Below are 18,670 nucleotides of genomic sequence, written 5' to 3'. Positions count from 1 at the left end.
ACCTTACCATTCGGTATGCAAGAGCCAGAGAAGAGGAGGACAAGTCATGAAAGATGTCGTAATCGCAGGGGCATCGCGTACCCCAATGGGCGGGTTCCAAGGGGTGTTTGACGGGGTCGACGCCGCCGCGCTCGGCGGGTCCGCCATCCGCGCCGCTTTGGCTGACGCGCGCGTCAGCACGGTTGACGAGGTGCTCATGGGCTGCGTCCTGCCCGCCGGCCAAGGCCAGGCACCGGCCAGACAGGCAGGTTTCGCCGCCGGTTTGGGCGAAGAGGCCCCGCAACCACGCTCAACAAAATGTGCGGCTCGGGCATGCGCACCGCCATGATGGCCTATGACCAGATCGCCCTCGGGCATAACGACACGATGGTCGCTGGCGGCATGGAATCCATGTCGAACGCGCCCTACATCCTGCCCAAAATGCGCGGCGGTGCGCGGATCGGCCACCAAGAGGTCAAGGATCACATGTTCCTTGATGGTCTCGAAGACGCCTACGACAAGGGCCGCCTCATGGGCACCTTCGCCGAAGACTGCGCCGAAGCGTTCCAATTCACCCGCGAAGACCAAGACCAATACGCGCTCGCCTCGCTCTCCAACGCGCTCGAAGCGGAACGCTCCGGCGCTTTTGCGGGCGAAATCTCGCCCGTCACGGTCCATGCCCGCACCGGTGAAGAGGTCATCACCACCGATGAGCAACCCGGCAAGGCGCGTCCCGAGAAGATCCCGATGCTCAAACCCGCCTTCCGCAAGGACGGCACGGTGACCGCCGCCAACAGCTCGTCGATCTCCGATGGCGCCGCGGCGCTGGTGCTGTCCTCGCGCGATCATGCCGAGGCCAACGGCCTCAACATCCGCGCCCGCATCCTTGGCCACGCCAGCCACGCGCAGGCCCCGGCAATGTTCCCCACCGCGCCGGTTCCGGCTGCGAAAAAACTGATGGAGCGTCTAGGCTGGGACATCTCCGATGTTGACCTCTGGGAGGTGAACGAAGCCTTCGCCGTGGTGCCCATGGCCTTCATGAAGGAACTGGGCCTGCCGCGCGACATCGTCAACGTCAACGGCGGCGCCTGCGCCCTTGGCCACCCCATCGGTGCCTCTGGCACGCGGATCATGGTCACGCTGTTGAATGCGCTTGAAAAACGCGACCTCAAGCGCGGGATCGCCGCCATTTGCATTGGCGGCGGCGAAGGCACCGCCATCGCGATAGAGCGGGTCTAACCCTGCGCAATCCGCAATGCGCCGGGCACCTTATCCGGCGCATTGCCTTTCCCGTTTTGCCGCCTATCATTGGGCGTCAAAACCGGGGGTATCATGCACAAACTCAAACTGATCTGGGGTCTGCTCAAAGTCTTTCTGCCAGAGCCTCTCGTGCGGCTGATCTACACCGGTCGCCTCACCACCGTGGCGGGTCGCACAATCGACCCCAAGGCGATGGCCGCCTCCGATCTTGTCACCCTTCTGCGCGACCCCAATAAACCGCCCAGCCTAGAAGAAAGCCGCGCCCAGATCGCCACACTCGCGGCCAAGTTTGAGCGCCCCTGCCCCGCCTCTGTGACCAAAACCGATCTGACCCTGCCCGGCGCGTCCGGCCCGCGTTCCGCTCGCATCTACACAACCGCTGGCCGCGACCCGCGCGCGGCGCAACCGACGCTGCTCTACCTGCACGGCGGCGGCTGGGTTCAAGGCAACATTGACACCCACGACGGGCTTTGTGGCGCGCTGGCTGACCTCTCCGGCGTCCGCGTCATTTCCTTTGACTACCGCCTCGCGCCGGAACACCCGTTTCCCGCCGCACCAGACGATGTGTTCGCCTGCTATCGCGCGCTGCTCGACAATGCAGATGGCCTCAACGTCACGCCCAACCAACTCGCCATCGGCGGCGATAGCGCCGGGGGCAATCTCGCCGCCGTCCTGCTGCACGACATCGCCGAAAACGCGCTTCCCATGCCCGTCGCACAACTGCTGATCTATCCCGGAACCGACGGGCGGCTTTCCTCCCAATCCATGCGCGACCTTGCCGAGCAACCCTTGCTCGCCGCCGACCGCATTGATTGGTATCTCTCGCTCTACCTGCCCCCCGATCAAGACAGAACCGCGCCCCGCGTTTCTCCCCTGTTGTCGCCGCATCACGCTGATATGCCACCCGCTCTCATCATCGCCGGCGGTCATGACCCGCTTTGGGACGATGCCCTATCCCTCGCCAAATCACTAAAAGCGGCCAACGTCCCGGTCGACCTCCTCACCTACCCCGGTCAAATCCACGCCTTCCTCTCCCTGACCAAGGTGATCCCCCAAGGCCGCGACGCTATCGCAAAATCCGCCACCTGGCTGAAAGCCACCCTGCCCTAAAGAGCCGCCATGACCGTAGATTACGACACCCTCAAACAATCCATCCTCGCGCTGGCTGACGGCGAAACCGACAACGTCGCCCTCATGGCCACCCTCGCGTGCGAGATTCATCACGCCGATGATCGCTTCGACTGGACCGGCTTCTACCGCGTCACCGCGCCCGAGATGCTCAAAATCGGTCCCTACCAAGGCGGACATGGCTGTTTGCAGATCCCGTTCTCCCGTGGGGTCTGTGGCGCTGCTGCCCGCACAGGACAGGTGCAGCTTGTCGATGATGTCGATGCCTTCCCCGGCCATATCGCCTGTGCCAGCTCGACACGGTCCGAGCTGGTGATCCCGGTGCGCGATGGCTCCGGAACGCTGCTCGGCGTGCTCGATATCGACAGCAATCAACCCGCCGCGTTCACACAAACCGACGCCACCCGCCTCAGCGACATCCTCGATCTCGTCTTTGCTAGTTAAGGTGCCGAGCCGACCCCGGCGCATGAAATTTCGCTTTGAATTTTCACGCAGATCAGGCACCGTGAAAATTGACACGAAATTTTCACGGTGCCGCCATGCATCACGACACGCCCACACCCGCCACTCTCGGCGCTGACATCCGCGCAATCCGCAAATCGCGCGGGCTGACGCTCTCGGGGCTGGCCGATACGCTGGGCCGCTCCGTCGGCTGGCTCAGTCAGGTCGAGCGTGACCTCTCCGAACCCACCATCACCGATCTGCGCCACCTTGCCGCCGCGCTTGATGTTCCGGTCTCGCTCCTCTTTGGCCAAACCCCCGCCCCCGCGGGAGAGGCCGGGCATATCGTGCGCAAAACCGCCCGCCGCCCTATTGGGTCGAACACCGCCGGGCTGGTCGAAGAGCTGCTCTCCCCCGATCTCACCGATGATTTCGAAGTGGTCCACTCCACCTTCCAACCCCGCTCCCGCATCGGTGAGGTCGTCACCCGCCCCACCCAAGAGGTCGGCTACCTGATCTCGGGCAAGCTCGATCTCGTGATCTCGGGCAATCTCTTCACCGTCCATCCCGGCGACAGCTTTCGCATCCGCAACGAACCGTTTGAATGGATCAACCCCTACGACACCCCGGCAATCGCCATCTGGGTCATCGCCCCGCCCGTCTATTGACCGGGCCGTAAACAAGGAGCCTACCCCATGATCACAGGTCGCTGCGAATGCGGATCGGTCGCCTTCACCATCACCGCCGACCTGGTCGCGCCCTCGGCCTGCCATTGCTCGCAATGCCGCCGCCTGTCGGGGCATTACTGGTCCGGCACCTCGGTCAAACACCCGGACCTGCGCTTTACCGCAGATGCTACGCTGACGTGGTATCGCTCCTCGGACCACGCCGAACGCGGCTTTTGCAATGCTTGCGGGGCGTCGCTGTTCTACCGCCCGTTCAACGATGACCACACCTCGGTCGCGATGGGGTCCTCGATCTGCCCACCGGCACCGCCCTACGCCGTCACATCTTCACCAAGGACAAGGGTGACTACTACGAAATCAACGACGACATCCCAATCTTTGAACGCTGGTAGAAGGGCAAAACAGCCATGTTAGAGACGCTTTTAGCAATGGATCCCGTCACCATCCTTGCCTTTCTCGGGGCGGGCATCCTGCTCAATCTCACCCCCGGTGCGGATGTTATCTTTGCCACAGCCTCCGGCCTCTCCGGCGGTCCCCGCGCGGGTGTTGCGGCGGCGGCGGGCATCGCGCTCGGCTCCGTGGCGCATATCCTCTTTGCCGCGCTCGGCCTATCCGCCTTGATCCTTGCCAGCCCGCTGGCCTTCAAAGCGGTGCAATGGGCCGGTGCCGCCTATCTGCTCTGGCTCGCTATCAAAACCTGGAATGCCCCCTCTGACGCCACCACCACCAAAGGCGCCAAAAGCCTCTATTCCGCCCTGAAACGCGGTTTTCTCACCAATCTGCTTAACCCCAAGGTGGCGCTGTTCATCCTCGCCTTCCTGCCGCAATTCGCCGACCCTTTGATCGGTCCGCTCTGGCACCAAATCGTGATCCTCGGCACGCTCTTTTGCATCACCGGCCTGTTCATCACCTCTGCCTATGGTGCCGCCGCCGGGCTGTTTCGCACTGCCCTTGGCCGCATTTCCGGCCCCCTGAACAAACTCACAAGCCTCATTTTCGGCACCCTCGCCCTCCGCCTCATCTGGGAGTAACCAACCATGTCTGACCTGCCCACCCATGCCCGCGTCGTCATCATCGGCGGCGGCGTTGTCGGCACTTCGGTGCTCTACCACCTTGGCCTCAAGGGCTGGAGCGATTGCCTCCTACTGGAGAAAAATGAACTGACCGCAGGCTCCACATGGCATGCCGCCGGCAATGTGCCGACCTTCTCGACCTCGTGGTCAATCATGAACATGCAGCGTTACTCGACCGAACTTTATGCCCGTCTAGGGGACGAGGTCGACTACCCGATGAACTACCACCAGACCGGCTCGCTCCGGCTGGCCCATTCCACCGAACGCATGCAGGAATTCGAACGCGCCAAGGGGATGGGCCTCTATCAGGGCATGGCGATCGAAATCCTCACCCCCGAAGAAACCAAAGAGCGCTACCCCTTCCTTGAAACCCACGATCTCGCCGGCGCGCTTTACGACCCCCACGACGGCGACATCGACCCTGCCCAGCTGACCCAGGCGCTGGCCAAGGGCGCCCGCGATATGGGCCAGAAAATCGCCCGCTTCACCCCCGCCACCGGCGTTACACAGCACGATGACGGCACATGGACGGTCCACACCGACAAGGGCGATGTCACCTGTGACTACGTCGTCAACGCCGCCGGATACTATGCCCAGCGCGTTGGCGAATGGTTCAAACCCTTTGGCGGGCGCACCGTCCCGATGATGGTGATGAGCCACCAATACCTGCTCTCGGAAGAGATTCCCGAAATCGCGGCGCATGCGGCGAAAACAGGCTCTAAATTGCCACTTTTGCGCGATGTTGATGTCTCCTACTACCTCCGGCAAGAGAAGAACGGCTTCAACCTCGGCCCTTACGAACCCAACTGCCGCGCCCATTGGGACACCCCCGAAGACCCGATGCCCGATGATTTCAGCTTCCAACTCTGGCAGGATGACCTCGACCGGATCGAAGACATCATGACCGACGCGATGGAGCGTGTGCCCCTGCTCGGCTCGTCCGGCATTTCGCGGGTGATCAACGGCCCGATTCCCTATGCGCCCGATGGGTTGCCGCTCCTTGGCCCCATGCCCGGCGTAAAAAACGCCTTCGAGGCCTGCGTATTCACCTTCGGCATCGCCCAAGGCGGCGGCGCGGGCAAGGTGCTGGCCGAATGGATCGTCGATGGCGTCACCGAATGGGACATGTGGTCCTGCGATCCGCGCCGCTTTACCGACTACACCGATCACGACTATTGCGTCGCCAAAGGGCTAGAGGTCTACGGCAACGAATACGCCATGCACTTCCCGCATCACGAATGGCCCGCCGGGCGCGACCAAAAACGCTCGCCCCTGCATTCCCGCCTGCAAGACGCCGGTGCGGTCTTTGGCGCCTACAACGGTTGGGAGCGTGCCAATTGGTTCGCCAAACCCGGCGACGACACCTCGCTCGAGGCCACCCATACGTGGACCCGCTCCGGCCCTTGGGCTGACCGTATCCGCGAAGAATGCCTCGCCGTGCGCGATGACTGCGGCATGCTCCCGATCACCGGCTTCACCCGGCTCAAGCTTACAGGCCCCGGCGCGCGCGACTTTGTCGATGGGCTGACCGCCTCCCGCCTGCCCGCACCCGGTCGCGTTGGCCTCGCCTATTTTCCCGATACGCGTGGCCGTTGCCTGACAGAGATGACGGTCATGGTTCACAGCGATGACGAAATCGACCTGATCACCGCCGCCGCCGCCCAATGGCACGACGCCGAAATCTTCGCGCGCCAACTCCCCAAGGGCATCACCCTCACGGATCACACGCGTGATGCCGAATGCCTCCTCGTCACCGGCCCGCGCGCCCGCGACATCCTCGCGCCGCTCACCACCGGCCACGATCTCACCGCGCCGTGGCTCTCAATCAGCCCCAATGGCGCGGTTGCCGGACAAGAGACCACGCTCCTGCGGGTGTCTTTTGCCGGTGAACTCGGCTGGGAAATCCACGCTGCCCCGGATGCGATGCCCGCCATCTGGGACGCGCTGCGTGATGCGGGGGTGCAGCCCTTCGGCATGTATGCCCTCAATTCCCTGCGCATCGAAAAGGGCTACAAAGCGTGGAAAGGCGACCTCTCGACCGATTATTCCCTGCTCGAACTCGGCCTCGACCGCTTTCTCAACCTTGACAAGCCCGCCGACTTCCCCGGCAAATCCGCGCTCACCACCGCCAAGGCGCAAGGCACCAAAAAACGCTTCGTCACCCTGATTGTCGATGCCGGCGAAGCGGATGCGCCCTATATGTCCACCCTCTGGCACAACGGCGAAATCGTCGGCGAAACCACCTCCGGCGACTGGGGGCACCGCATCGGTAAATCCATCGCTTTGGGCATGGTTAGGGTCGATCTTTCAACCCCCGGCACAGAGTTAGAGGTCGAAATCTACGGCCAGCGTTACCGCGCAACGGTGCAACCCGATGCCCCCCTCTGGGATCCGCAAAACCAAAGGCTCCGTGCATGACCCTACGCTGGCCCGACCTCGCCCTCGCGCTGCTGTTTGCGCTCTTGGTTGCCGCCCTCTCATGGCTTGGCGTCTCCAAAGCCCTCGGTGCACACCCGTGGTGGGCGGCGCAATCCGGCCTCATCGGCGCAGCACTGGGCTTCGGCGTCTTTCTTGTCGCGCGCCTCTTTGGCACCTCGAACACAATGCTCGCTCTGGTCGCCGCCTTCACGCTGCTCTTTGCCATGATCGCCGCCTATTTCGGCAAATCCGCCTTCGTCAACGCCGAAGACTTCAATGCCACAGCAGGCCGCATCTGGTATTTCGGCTGGATCAGCATCTGGTCCGCCGTCACCCTCCTCCTCTCGGCCGTCACAGCACGGCGCCTCAAGGGCCTTTGCCATGACTGCAATCACCCTCCTCGACGGCTCCATCGGACAAGAGATCGTCAAACGCTCCGGTGACCGCGCCACGCCGCTCTGGTCCACCGCCGTCATGATGGACATGCCCGGCGTCGTGCGCGACGTGCACCTTGACTACTTCAAAGCGGGCGCCACCATCGCCACGGCCAACACCTATGCCGTCCTGCGTGACCGCCTCGCCCGCATCGGCCTCGAAAATGCGTTCGACCACCTCAACGCGCAGGCCCTCGTCGAAGCCGAAGCCGCCCGCGCGCTTCATGGGTCGGGCCACATCGCCGCCTCGCTCGGCCCGATTGGCGCAAGCTACCGCCCGGACCTCCACACCCCGCTCGAACAGGCCGCAGCCATATTTGCCGAACGCGTCGCCCTGCTGCATGACCGCGTTGATATCTTCCTGATCGAAACCGTCGCTTCGATCGAACACGCCCACGGCGCTCTGCTCGGCTGCGCCGCCGCAACCAAACCCGTCTGGCTCTCGCTCACGGTCTGCGACGATGACGGAACCCGCCTGCGCTCCGGCGAAAAACTCGCCGATCTGGCCGCATTGGTCTCTGAATACGCGCCCGCCGCCCTCCTCCTCAATTGCGCCCCACCCGAAGTCATGGCCGACGGCCTCGCACAACTCGCGGCTTTCGGCCTGCCCTTCGGCGCCTACGCCAACGGCTTCACCCGCATCTCCGATGGCTTCCTCGCCGAATTCCCCACCGTTGACGCCCTCGAACAGCGCACCGATCTCTCCCCCGCCGCCTATGCAGATTTCGCCATGTCATGGGTCGCCCAAGGCGCCACAATCATTGGCGGCTGTTGCGAGGTCGGCCCCGCCCACATCACCGAACTCGCCAAACGCCTGCACGCGGCTGGCCACACCATCACCTGACTTCATCTTGCTAAAAATACTCCGGGGAGCGCGAGGGGCTGGCCCCTCGCTCCGCCCCCGCCAAACAGACCGACAGGAACCGATCATGCCCAACTTGCCCAAACACGCCCGCGTCGTCATCATCGGCGGCGGAGTCGTCGGCTGCTCCGTGGCCTATCACCTCACCCAACAAGGCTGGCGTGATGTGGTCCTGCTGGAACGCAAGCAACTCACCTCCGGCACCACATGGCATGCCGCCGGGCTCATCGCCCAACTCCGCGCCACCGCCAATATGACCAAGCTCGCGAAATACTCGCAAGAGCTCTACGGCAATCTCGAAGCGGAAACCGGCGTCGCCACCGGCTTCAAACGCGTCGGCTCGATCACTGTCGCCCTGACCGAGGACCGCCTCGAAGAGATCACCCGCTCCGCCGCCATGGCCCGCGCCTTTGGCGTCGACATCGACGAAATCACCCCCGCCGAAGTCGCCGCCCGCTATCCCCATCTCAACCTTGATGGCGTTTTGGGCGGCGTGTTTCTTGATAAAGACGGCCAAGGTGATCCCGCCAACATCGCCCTCGCCCTCGCCAAAGGCGCGCGCCAACGCGGCGCTGTGGTGCAGGAGCGTGTATTAGTCTCTAACATTGCCAAAACCGGCCGCCGCATCACCGGCGTCGATTGGACCGGCGAAGACGGCAGCACCGGCCACATCACCTGCGATCACCTCGTCAACTGCGCCGGAATGTGGGGTCACGAGGTCGGCCGCATGGCCGGCATCAACGTCCCGCTCCATGCCTGCGAGCATTTTTATATCGTCTCCGAACCGATCGAAGGTCTCACCTCGCTGCCCGTCCTGCGCGTGCCCGATGAATGCGCCTATTACAAGGAAGACGCTGGCAAGATCATGCTCGGCGCTTTCGAACCCGTCGCCAAACCTTGGGGCATGTCCGGCATCTCCGCCGATTTCGAATTCGACCAGCTCCCCGAAGATTTCGACCACTTCGAGCCGATCCTCGAACAGGCGGTCAACCGCATGCCGATGCTGGCCGAGGCAGGCATCCACACCTTCTTCAACGGCCCGGAAAGCTTCACCCCCGACGATGCCTACCACCTCGGCCTCGCACCCGAGATGGACAACGTCTGGGTCGCTGCCGGGTTCAACTCCGTCGGCATCCAATCCGCAGGCGGCGCGGGCATGGCGCTGGCTCAATGGATGGAGGCGGGCGAAAAACCCTTTGACCTTGGCGATGTCGATATCGCCCGCATGCAGCCCTTCCAAGGCAATAAAACCTACCTGTTTGAGCGCTCCAAAGAGACCCTCGGCCTGCTCTACGCCGATCACTTCCCCTATCGCCAAAAGGCCACGGCCCGCGGCATCCGCCGCACCCCGCTTCATCTGCACCTGCTCGATAACGGCGCCGTCATGGGCGAAATCGCCGGCTGGGAACGCGCCAACTGGTTCGCCGATCCGGGGCAGGAACGCGCCTATCGCTACACGTGGAAACGCCAGAACTGGTTCGAAAATTCCGCCCGCGAACATCATGCCATCCGCACCAATGTCGGCATGTATGACATGTCCTCCTTCGGCAAAATCCGCGTCGAAGGCCCCGATGCCGAAAGCTTCCTCAACCACGTCTGCGGTGCTGACCTCTCTACCCCTGTCGGCAAAATCACCTACACCCAGTTTCTCAACACCTCCGGCGGGATCGAGGCCGACGTCACCGTCACCCGCCTGTCCGAACGCGCCTACCTCGTCGTTACCCCCGCCGCCACGCGCCTTGCCGACCAAACTTGGCTCGCACGGCATGTGGGCGCGCATCGCGTTGTGATCACCGACATCACGGCAGGCGAAGCCACACTCGCCGTCATGGGGCCAAACGCCCGTGCGCTCCTGCAAAAAGTCTCGCCCAATGATTTCTCCAATGCCGCCAACCCCTTCGGCACGGCGCAAGAGATCGAACTCGGCATGGGCCTCGCCCGCGCCCACCGCGTGTCCTATGTCGGTGAACTCGGTTGGGAGCTTTACATCAGCGCCGATATGGCCGCCCACGCCTTTGAAACGCTCGTGGATGCCGGACATGCCATGAACCTCAAACTCTGCGGCATGCATATGATGGACAGTTGCCGAATCGAAAAAGCCTTCCGCCACTTTGGTCATGACATAACACCCGAAGATCACGTCATCGACGCCGGTCTCGGCTTCGCGGTAAAAACCTCGAAACCCGCCTTTATCGGGCGCGACGCCGTGCTCAAACGCCGCGAAACCGGGCCGCAATCCCGTATGCTGCAATTCCTGCTGAACGATCCCGAACCGCTGCTCTATCACAACGAACCGATCCTCAGGGACGGCACCATCGTTGGCTATCTCAGGTCCGGCGCTTACGGCCACACGCTCGGTGCTGCGGTCGGCATGGGCTATGTCCCTTGCGCTGGCGAAACCACCGCCGAACTTCTCGCCTCCCGCTTCGAGATCGACGTCATGGGAACCCGCGTTTCCGCCACCGCCTCTCTCAAACCGCTCTATGATCCCACGTCCGAGCGCGTCAAAGCCTAACGCCTCTGGCATCCCCCGGCCTCTGGCGCTAAGCCAATGGCCGAGGAGACCTACAATGACACCCGCCGATAACCGCGACACGCCCCAGGGCCTCGCCTTCGCCCTTGGTGCCTATGGCATCTGGGGCTTCCTGCCGCTCTACCTGAAACTGCTCGGCCATATGCCCCCGGCCGAGGTCGTCGCCCATCGCATTGTCTGGTCCGTGCCGATTGCAAGCGCACTGCTCATCCTCTTGGGCCGCACCGCCGATATCCGCGCCGCGCTGCGCAGCCCCAAATCGCTGGCCATGGGGTGCGTGACTGCGGCTCTGATCACGGTCAACTGGGGCATCTACGTCTGGGCGATCTCTACGGGTCACACGCTTGACGCAGCACTCGGATATTACATCAACCCGCTGTTCTCTGTGCTGCTCGGCGCGGCGCTGCTCGGCGAACGCCTCTCGCCCATGCAACTCGTTGCCATCGCCCTCGCCGCCGCTGCCGTCCTCGTGCTCACCATCGACAATGGCACCGTGCCTTGGGCCGCGCTTGGCCTCACGTTCACATGGGGTTTCTACGCCTTCTTCAAGAAATCGCTGCCCATCGGCCCGAACCAAGGTTTCCTGCTCGAAGTCCTCATCCTCACGCCGCCCGCCTTGGCCTATATCGCGTGGCTCGCCTCCACCGGTCAAAGCCATTTCACCCCGCTCGGCGCGGTCGACATGTGGCTCTTGCTCGGAACCGGCGTGGTCACTGCCGTGCCGCTTCTGCTCTATGCCAACGGGGCCAAGCGCCTCAAACTCTCCACCATCGGCATCCTGCAATACTCTGCGCCGACAATGATCATGCTGATCGGCGTCTTCGTGTTCGATGAACCCTTCGGGCGCGCCCGCATGATTGCCTTCCCGATGATCTGGGCCGCTCTCATCCTCTACACCACGGTGCTTTTTCGCCAACTTCGCGCCGCCCGTGCCTAAATCGTCCCGCCTTATACCTGAGACAGGGAAGAGGCGAGGCGCATTAGCCTTTCATCTTTCTCGGAAATACGCCCGCCGAAGGCACCTCAACCCTTGATCTTTCGCGCCTCGCGTCACAGGTAAAGCGCTATGTCACGCACGCTCTTCACCTTCGGTCACGGCTACTCGGCAGGCGCCCTCGCGGGCTTGCTTGCGCCGCTCGGATGGCGGCTCTTCGGCACCACCCGCGATCCGGTGAAACAGCCTGCCATCGCCGCACAAGGCGTGACCCCGCTGCTCTGGCCCGGCGATGATCTGCACCCGGCGCTGGCCGAAACCACCCACCTGCTGATCTCTGCGGCTCCGGGAGACTCCGGCGACCCTGTGATCGCTGAATTCGGCTCTAACCTTGCCCAAATCGCGCCAAACCTCGAATGGGTCGGCTATCTCTCCACCACCGGCGTCTATGGTGATCATGCGGGCGGTTGGGTCGATGAAACCACGCCGCTCACCCCCTCCACCAAACGCGGCCAACAGCGCGTCAAAGCCGAGACCCAATGGCAGGCCACCGGCCTGCCGCTGCATATCTTCCGCCTTGCGGGCATCTATGGCCCCGGTCGCGGCCCCTTTGCCAAGGTCCGGCGCGGCACCGCCCGGCGGATCGTCAAACCGGGGCAGGTGTTCTCGCGCATCCATGTCGCCGACATCGCCCAGACCCTGCTCGCCTCGATCAACCGTCCCAACCCCGGCGCGATCTACAACCTCTGCGATGATGACCCGGCCCCGCCGCAAGACGTGATCGCCCATGCCGCCACCCTGCTCGGCCTGCCCCTGCCCCCCGCCGAAGATTTCGCCGAGGCCGACATGACCCCCATGGCCCGCAGCTTCTATGCCGAATCCAAACGCGTGCGAAACGACCGGATCAAAACCGATCTCGGCGTGACCCTGCACTATCCCACCTACCGCGAGGGTCTTTCTGCCCTCCTTGCCCTCCAAGAGTGATTTCAAAACCCATGCGCCAACAGATCGCCAATTTTATCGAACGCCCCCGCTTTGTGAATTTCATCACCGCCGTCATCGCCTTCAACGCGGTCATCCTCGGTATGGAGACCTCGAAAACGCTGATGGGTGCAATCGGCCCGCTGCTTCAGGCGCTCGATTACGCCTGCCTTGCGATTTTCGTCATCGAAATCGCGCTGAAACTCTTTGCCCAAGGGCCGCGCTTCTTTCGCAATGGCTGGAACATCTTTGATTTCGTCATCGTCGGCATCTCGCTCGCCCCGGCGGGCGCCGGTTTCTCGGCGCTGCGGGCGCTGCGCATCCTGCGGGTGCTGCGGGTCATTTCGGTGGCCCCTTCCCTGCGCCGCGTCGTCGAAGGCTTCATCCGCGCCGTGCCCGGCATGGGCTCGGTCTTTTTGCTGATGGGGCTGATCTTCTACATCGCCTCGGTCATCGCGACCAAACTCTTCGCCAACAGCTTCCCCGACTGGTTCGGCACGCTCGGCGGCTCTGCCTATTCGCTGTTCCAGATCATGACGCTGGAAAGCTGGTCGATGGGCATCGTGCGCCCGGTGATGGAGGTCTACCCATGGGCCTGGGCGTTCTTTGTGCCGTTCATCGTGGTCACAACCTTCGCCGTGGTGAACCTTCTGGTCGGCCTCATCGTCAACTCGATGCAGGACGCCCACCACGAGGAAGACGCCGCCAACACCGATGCTTACCGCGATGATGTCCTCGCCCGGCTCGACGCGCTTGATGCCAAACTCGATCGTCTCGAAAACACCCGAAAAGCCGCGGAATAGAGCCGCTTTTCGGCCTTTACAGACCGCGCAGGCCTAGGCCCTACGCCCCGCAATCTGCGCCACGCCCAGAACGTCCAGAACCTTGGCTTCGATATGCTCGGCGTTCATCCCGGCTTGGGCATACATATCCTCAGGGCTGGCCTGATCAATAAACCCGTCGGGGAACACCATCGAGCGGAACTTGAGCCCGTCGTCAAACGCCCCTGCATCGCCCAGCATCTGCGCCACATGCGCGCCAAATCCGCCCACGGCACCCTCTTCAATGGTGATCAGCGCCTCGTGATCGGCCACCAGCTGCAAAATCATCTCACGGTCCAGCGGCTTGGCAAATCGGGCATCGGCCACGCTCGGCGAAATCCCCTTTGCCTCCAGCGCCTCAACCGCTTTCATCACTTCGCCCAGCCGGGTGCCAAAGCTCAAAATCGCAACCCGCTTGCCGTCTCGGATCATCCGGCCTTTGCCGATCTCCAAAACCTGCGGCTCTTCGGGCATCTCAACCCCGGCGCCCTCACCGCGCGGATAGCGGAACGCAATCGGCCCGCTGTCATGCGCCGCAGCAGTCGCCACCATATGCTTCAACTCCGCCTCATCGGCGGCGGCCATCACCACCATATTCGGTAGGTTAGCTAGAAACCCGATGTCGAACGACCCCGCATGGGTCGCCCCGTCCGCGCCCACCAATCCGGCCCGGTCCACCGCAAAACGCACCGGCAGGTTCTGCAACGCCACATCATGCACGACCTGATCGTATCCGCGCTGCAAAAACGTCGAATAGATCGCGCAAAACGGCTTCATCCCGCCCGCCGCCAGCCCGGCACAAAACGTCACCCCATGCTGCTCGGCGATGCTGACATCAAAACACCGGCTGGGATAGCGCTCCGCCATAAGGTTCAGCCCCGTGCCATCCGGCATCGCCGCCGTGATCGCGCAAATCTTGTCGTCCTTCGCCGCCAGCTCGACCAAGGTCTTGCCAAACACGCTCGTATAACTCGGCGCATTGCTCGGCGCTTTCTTTTGCTTGCCGGTCAACACGTCGAATTTCGCGGTCGCATGGCCCTTGTCATCGGCCCGCTCGGCGGGGGCATAGCCCTTGCCCTTTTTGGTCAGCACATGGATCAACATCGGCCCGGTCGCCCGTGCCTTGGCCGTGCGCAACACCGGCAGCAGCTGGTCAAAATCATGCCCGTCGATCGGCCCAACGTAAGAAAAGCCAAGCTCTTCGAACAAAGTCCCACCCACGGCCATGCCTTTCAGCATCTCCTTGGCCCGCTGCGCCCCCATGCGAAACGGCTCGGGCAACAGCGAAACCGCGCCTTTGGCCGCCGCTTTAAGTTCCTGATACGGCTCGCCCGCATAAAGCCGGCTGAGATAGGACGAAAACGCCCCAACCGGCGGCGCGATGCTCATGTCATTGTCGTTCAAAATCACAAACAACCGCTTGTTCAGATGCCCGGCGTTGTTCATCGCCTCAAACGCCATGCCCGCGCTCATCGCGCCATCGCCGATCACGGCAATCGCATCGCCCAGCCCCTCGGGGCAAGCGCCGCCCAAATCCCGCGCCACGGCAAAGCCGAGCGCCGCACTGATCGAGGTGCTCGAATGCGCCGCCCCGAACGCGTCATACGGACTCTCGCTGCGCTTGGTGAACCCGCTCAGACCGTCCTTCTGACGCAACGTGCGAATCCGGTCGCGCCGCCCGGTCAGGATCTTGTGCGGATAGGTCTGGTGGCTCACATCCCAAACGATCTTGTCCTTGGGCGCATCAAACACATGATGCAGCGCCACGGTAAGCTCGATCACACCCAAACCGGCCCCCAAATGCCCGCCCGTCTCGCTCACGGCTGAAATCGTTTCCGCCCGCAATTCTCCGGCCAGCTGCTGCAACTCAGCATCGCTCAGCCGTTTCAAATCGGCAGGCACGGTCACAGTATCCAAAAGCGGTGTTTGCGGTCGGTCGGTCATGGCGTCCCTTTCGGGGTGTTCAGCTTCGGCGCGAGATAACGAACCGCGCGGCCTCCCGCAAGGTATCCGCCGCCTCTCCATAAGAAGATAGGGCCTCACAGGCAGATTCAACAAGCTCTCCTGCGCGGCTTTTCGCCCCATTCAGCCCCAAAAGCGAAACAAATGTCGCCTTTCCGGCCTCTTCATCCTTGCCGACGGCCTTGCCAACCTCCTCGGCATCGCCCTCCACGTCCAGAACATCATCCGCAATCTGAAACGCAAGGCCCAGCGCATCGCCATAAGCGGTCAGCGGCGCCAAATCCGCCTGTCCCAACCGTGCCCCACAAGTGGCCGACCACGTAATCAACGCGCCGGTCTTGCCCGCCTGCAACCGCGTGATCTCCGCAAGGGTTAGCGGATCATCCGCACTCTCCGCCGCAATATCCAGCGCCTGACCCAGCACCATGCCCCCAGCCCCGGCGGCCCGCGCCATGCTCAACACCAGATCGGCCCGCACCTGTGGCACGTCACTCACCTCTGCGCGGCCAAGCAATTCAAATGCCAAGGTTTGAAGCGCATCGCCGACCAAAACCGCCGTGGCCTCATCCCACTTGCGATGCACCGTCGGCTCACCCCGGCGCAGATCATCGTCATCCATGCAGGGCAAATCATCATGCACCAGCGAATAGGAATGCACCGCCTCAATCGCTGCGGCCGCCCAAACCGATTGCTCCGGCGCAATCCCGTGCAAGCGCGCCGATTCCATCACCAGAAACGCGCGCAGCCCCTTGCCGCCGCCAACCGCATAGCGCATCGCGTCGTGCAACGGCAAATCGCCCCGGATCACAGCTTGCAAACAGGCATCCGCCGTCGCCGCATCGGCGCGTAAAACAGTCTCAAACAAGGCTCAAAGCCCCTCGACCGGCTTCAACCCCGCCGGGTTGCCCTCACCATCCAGAGTGATCGCGGCGACCTTTTCCTCAGCGTCTTTAAGCTTGGTCTCACAGCGTTTCTTCAACTCCGCGCCCCGCTCATAAAGCTTGATCGAATCGTCCAGCGCCACGTCGCCACGTTCCAGCTGTCCAACCACCTGTTCCAGCTCGGCCATGGCCTCTTCAAATGTCATTTCCGCAACGGGACGGTCACTCATCTCTGCTTCTCCGCGGTTTGGTTTCGCGCCACCTTACCCCCGCCGCCGCCCCGGTTCAATTCGGTTGACGCATCGTATTTCCCCGTCAATGCTTTGTCTCATGAACGTGGTCACCACCAGCAATATAAAACTCTACCCGGATCAGGCGCTCGCGGCGCTCGACCGGCTCGAATCGCTGCTGGCAAGCTCCCCCCATACCGCCGAAGTGACCGAGGCGCTGCGCCTCGTCCCCGGCAAACGCGCTATCTTTCGCGGCACCTTTAATGGCCGCGACGCGGTGTTCCGCCTGCCGCTTGATGACAAAAGCCGCACCGATTTCGCCCGTGAATGGGCCGAACTCACGCGCGTTCACGCCTATATGGCCACACCGCCCCTCGCCGTGGTTGAACCGCTCGATTTCGACCCTAACACAGGCATATTCATTATCGCCTTCGTGCCGGGCAAGCCGCTGTTTACCCACCTGCGACGCGCCGATCCCGCCACGCGCCTGCCACTTCTGTCGCGCGCGGCACATTGGTTGCGCGCCTATGACACGCCAACCCTGACCCATCAGCCGCTCGATTTTCGCCGCTGGTTCCGCAAGGCCGCCGCCGCTGGCGAAACCCAACCCCACCCGGATCTGCAAGACATCGAAAGCCGCATCCTGCGCCGGATGAAACGCCTTGGCCGCAGCCTGCACCAAACCGACGTGCAAACCGCCATCTCTCATGGCGATTTCCACCTCAACAACCTGCTGGTCAAGGGCGACACCCTTACCGGCATCGACACCGGCGGTTCCGGGCGCACGCCCGTGGTCAAGGACATCGCCCGCGCCCTCACCCACATCGCCCGCCGGGCCGAACCTTGGTCAGGCAACCGTCACTTCGGCGTTGATGCCGCCGCGTTTCATGCGTTTACTGATGCGTTCGAGCTGTCCACAATCGAACGGGACGCCCATCTTCCCTTCATGATCGCCTTTGAAACGCTGATCAAAGTCGAACACCCCGACATGCCCCAAGACCGCCTCGCTCTGGCCGATAAACTCGCCCGCGGCCTGTTCCGCGACTTGCGACAAATCACCTGACTTGGGCCTGGCCTGGCGCAATCGCCTCAAGCCGCCATCAACCCGCGCACATGAACCGCCGCCGCCCGCCCCAACGCGGCAAGATCATAACCTCCTTCAAGCACCGAAACCACACGCCCGCCGCATTGCTCTGCCGCCAACGCGCAAATCTTCTGCGTAAGCCATGCGAAATCATCATCTTCCCAGTTCAAATTCGCCAAAGGGTCATCCATATGCGCATCAAACCCGGCGGAAATGAAAATCATCTCCGGCTCAAATTCGGCCACGTTAGGCAGGATTAGACTCTCATATGCCGCCCGCATCTCGATCCCGCCGGTCCCCGGCTCCAGCGGTACGTTCAGCACATTCTCATGCGCGCCCCGCTCCTCCGGCCGCCCCGTTCCCGGCCACAATGGCATCTGTTGCGAGGTCGCTACAAACGCGCGCGCCTCATCCCAAAGCAGGTCCTGCGTGCCATTGCCGTGATGCACATCGAAATCAATCACTGCGACCCGGCTCAACCCATGCACCTCAAGCGCGTATTTCGCCGCAATCGCAACATTGCCGAACAGGCAAAACCCCATCGGCGTCTCGCGTTCCGCATGGTGGCCCGGTGGCCGCGCGGCGACAAACGCGTTTATCACCTCTCCGGCCATCACCGCATCCACCGCCGCCACGGCACCGCCCACGGCCCGGCGCGCCGCCTGCATCGACCCGTCCGACATCCACGTATCGCTATCCAACTGCCCCGCAGCATGCCCCGCGATCCGCTCAAGGTATCCCTGCGGATGACAGCGCAAAATCTCCTCATCCCGCCCCAACGGCGCCTCGCGCCGGTCCAACCCGTCAAGTCCGGCCAAAGCGGTCTCAATCGCCGCCAAACGTGCCACCTGTTCGGGGTGCCCCATCGGCGTGACATGCTTATTGCAATCGCCATGCGTCATCAAAAGCGTCGTCATACTGCACAGACCTCCTCAACAGCGTAGGGTGGGGTTCCACCCCACC

Annotated in this window: 16 protein-coding genes and 2 pseudogenes; 14 read left to right on the top strand and 4 right to left on the bottom strand. The window is 62.9% G+C overall.

The genetic code is table 11. The features are described 5' to 3' along the window. Positions 1-46 precede the first annotated feature (46 nt). The 13 genes and pseudogenes from N4R57_21510 (at position 47) to N4R57_21450 (ending at position 13,532) form a co-directional block, all read left to right on the top strand. A pseudogene (locus tag N4R57_21510) lies at positions 47-1,218 on the top strand (acetyl-CoA C-acyltransferase). Between the two features lie 93 nt (positions 1,219-1,311). Beyond that, positions 1,312-2,349: an alpha/beta hydrolase gene (locus N4R57_21505; GenBank protein ID UYV37475.1), complete on the top strand. Its 1,038-nt coding sequence runs from the start codon at positions 1,312-1,314 to the stop codon at positions 2,347-2,349. A gap of 9 nt (positions 2,350-2,358) precedes the next feature. Further along, positions 2,359-2,811: a GAF domain-containing protein gene (locus tag N4R57_21500; protein UYV37474.1), complete on the top strand. Its 453-nt coding sequence runs from the start codon at positions 2,359-2,361 to the stop codon at positions 2,809-2,811. Between the two features lie 95 nt (positions 2,812-2,906). Then, positions 2,907-3,476, top strand: coding sequence for an XRE family transcriptional regulator (locus N4R57_21495; GenBank protein ID UYV39642.1), 570 nt, complete (start codon positions 2,907-2,909; stop codon positions 3,474-3,476). A 27-nt stretch (positions 3,477-3,503) separates the two neighbouring features. Then, a pseudogene (locus tag N4R57_21490) lies at positions 3,504-3,886 on the top strand (GFA family protein). Positions 3,887-3,901: 15 nt separating this feature from the next. Beyond that, positions 3,902-4,525: a LysE family translocator gene (locus tag N4R57_21485; GenBank protein ID UYV37473.1), complete on the top strand. Its 624-nt coding sequence runs from the start codon at positions 3,902-3,904 to the stop codon at positions 4,523-4,525. Positions 4,526-4,531: 6 nt separating this feature from the next. Then, positions 4,532-6,985, top strand: coding sequence for an FAD-dependent oxidoreductase (locus N4R57_21480; GenBank protein ID UYV37472.1), 2,454 nt, complete (start codon positions 4,532-4,534; stop codon positions 6,983-6,985). Then, positions 6,982-7,428 carry a hypothetical protein gene (locus N4R57_21475; GenBank protein UYV37471.1) on the top strand — a complete coding sequence of 149 codons (447 nt, stop codon included), beginning with the start codon at positions 6,982-6,984 and terminating at the stop codon, positions 7,426-7,428. Before N4R57_21480 ends, N4R57_21475 begins: the two co-directional genes overlap by 4 nt. Next, complete coding sequence (locus tag N4R57_21470; GenBank protein UYV37470.1) at positions 7,367-8,263, top strand: homocysteine S-methyltransferase family protein; 897 nt, start codon at positions 7,367-7,369, stop codon at positions 8,261-8,263. The genes N4R57_21475 and N4R57_21470 overlap by 62 nt, the downstream gene beginning before the upstream one ends. Before the next feature lie 85 nt (positions 8,264-8,348). After that, positions 8,349-10,796, top strand: a complete 2,448-nt coding sequence (locus N4R57_21465; GenBank protein UYV37469.1) for an FAD-dependent oxidoreductase — start codon at positions 8,349-8,351, stop codon at positions 10,794-10,796. Positions 10,797-10,851: 55 nt separating this feature from the next. Then, positions 10,852-11,751 carry an EamA family transporter RarD gene (gene rarD / locus N4R57_21460; protein ID UYV37468.1) on the top strand — a complete coding sequence of 300 codons (900 nt, stop codon included), beginning with the start codon at positions 10,852-10,854 and terminating at the stop codon, positions 11,749-11,751. Between the two features lie 129 nt (positions 11,752-11,880). Continuing rightward, positions 11,881-12,732 (top strand): SDR family oxidoreductase, encoded by an 852-nt coding sequence (locus N4R57_21455; protein ID UYV37467.1) that lies wholly within the window; start codon positions 11,881-11,883, stop codon positions 12,730-12,732. 11 nt (positions 12,733-12,743) lie between these two features. Further along, entirely contained in the window at positions 12,744-13,532 is a 789-nt protein-coding gene (locus N4R57_21450) for an ion transporter (GenBank protein ID UYV37466.1), read from the top strand. A gap of 33 nt (positions 13,533-13,565) precedes the next feature. Here N4R57_21450 and dxs read toward each other — a convergent pair whose 3' ends face one another. Genes dxs through N4R57_21435 form a run of 3 tightly spaced genes read right to left on the bottom strand, consistent with a single transcriptional unit; the run spans position 13,566 to position 16,623 of the window. Then, complete coding sequence (gene dxs, locus N4R57_21445; protein UYV37465.1) at positions 13,566-15,494, bottom strand: 1-deoxy-D-xylulose-5-phosphate synthase; 1,929 nt, start codon at positions 15,492-15,494, stop codon at positions 13,566-13,568. 19 nt (positions 15,495-15,513) lie between these two features. Further along, positions 15,514-16,329, bottom strand: coding sequence for a polyprenyl synthetase family protein (locus tag N4R57_21440; GenBank protein UYV39641.1), 816 nt, complete (start codon positions 16,327-16,329; stop codon positions 15,514-15,516). Positions 16,330-16,380: 51 nt separating this feature from the next. Further along, complete coding sequence (locus N4R57_21435) at positions 16,381-16,623, bottom strand: exodeoxyribonuclease VII small subunit (GenBank protein UYV37464.1); 243 nt, start codon at positions 16,621-16,623, stop codon at positions 16,381-16,383. 100 nt (positions 16,624-16,723) lie between these two features. Here N4R57_21435 and N4R57_21430 point away from each other — a divergent pair, with 100 nt between their 5' ends. After that, positions 16,724-17,686 (top strand): aminoglycoside phosphotransferase family protein, encoded by a 963-nt coding sequence (locus N4R57_21430; GenBank protein ID UYV37463.1) that lies wholly within the window; start codon positions 16,724-16,726, stop codon positions 17,684-17,686. Between the two features lie 26 nt (positions 17,687-17,712). Here N4R57_21430 and N4R57_21425 read toward each other — a convergent pair whose 3' ends face one another. Further along, positions 17,713-18,624 (bottom strand): histone deacetylase family protein, encoded by a 912-nt coding sequence (locus N4R57_21425; GenBank protein UYV37462.1) that lies wholly within the window; start codon positions 18,622-18,624, stop codon positions 17,713-17,715. Between the last annotated feature and the right edge of the window lie 46 nt (positions 18,625-18,670).

This window comes from Rhodobacteraceae bacterium D3-12, from assembly GCA_025916135.1.
In the GTDB taxonomy this organism is placed as follows: Bacteria; Pseudomonadota; Alphaproteobacteria; order Rhodobacterales; family Rhodobacteraceae; genus JAKGBX01.
The sequence above is the reverse complement of the archived record's forward strand: the minus strand, read 5'-3'. Positions and strand labels throughout refer to the sequence as shown.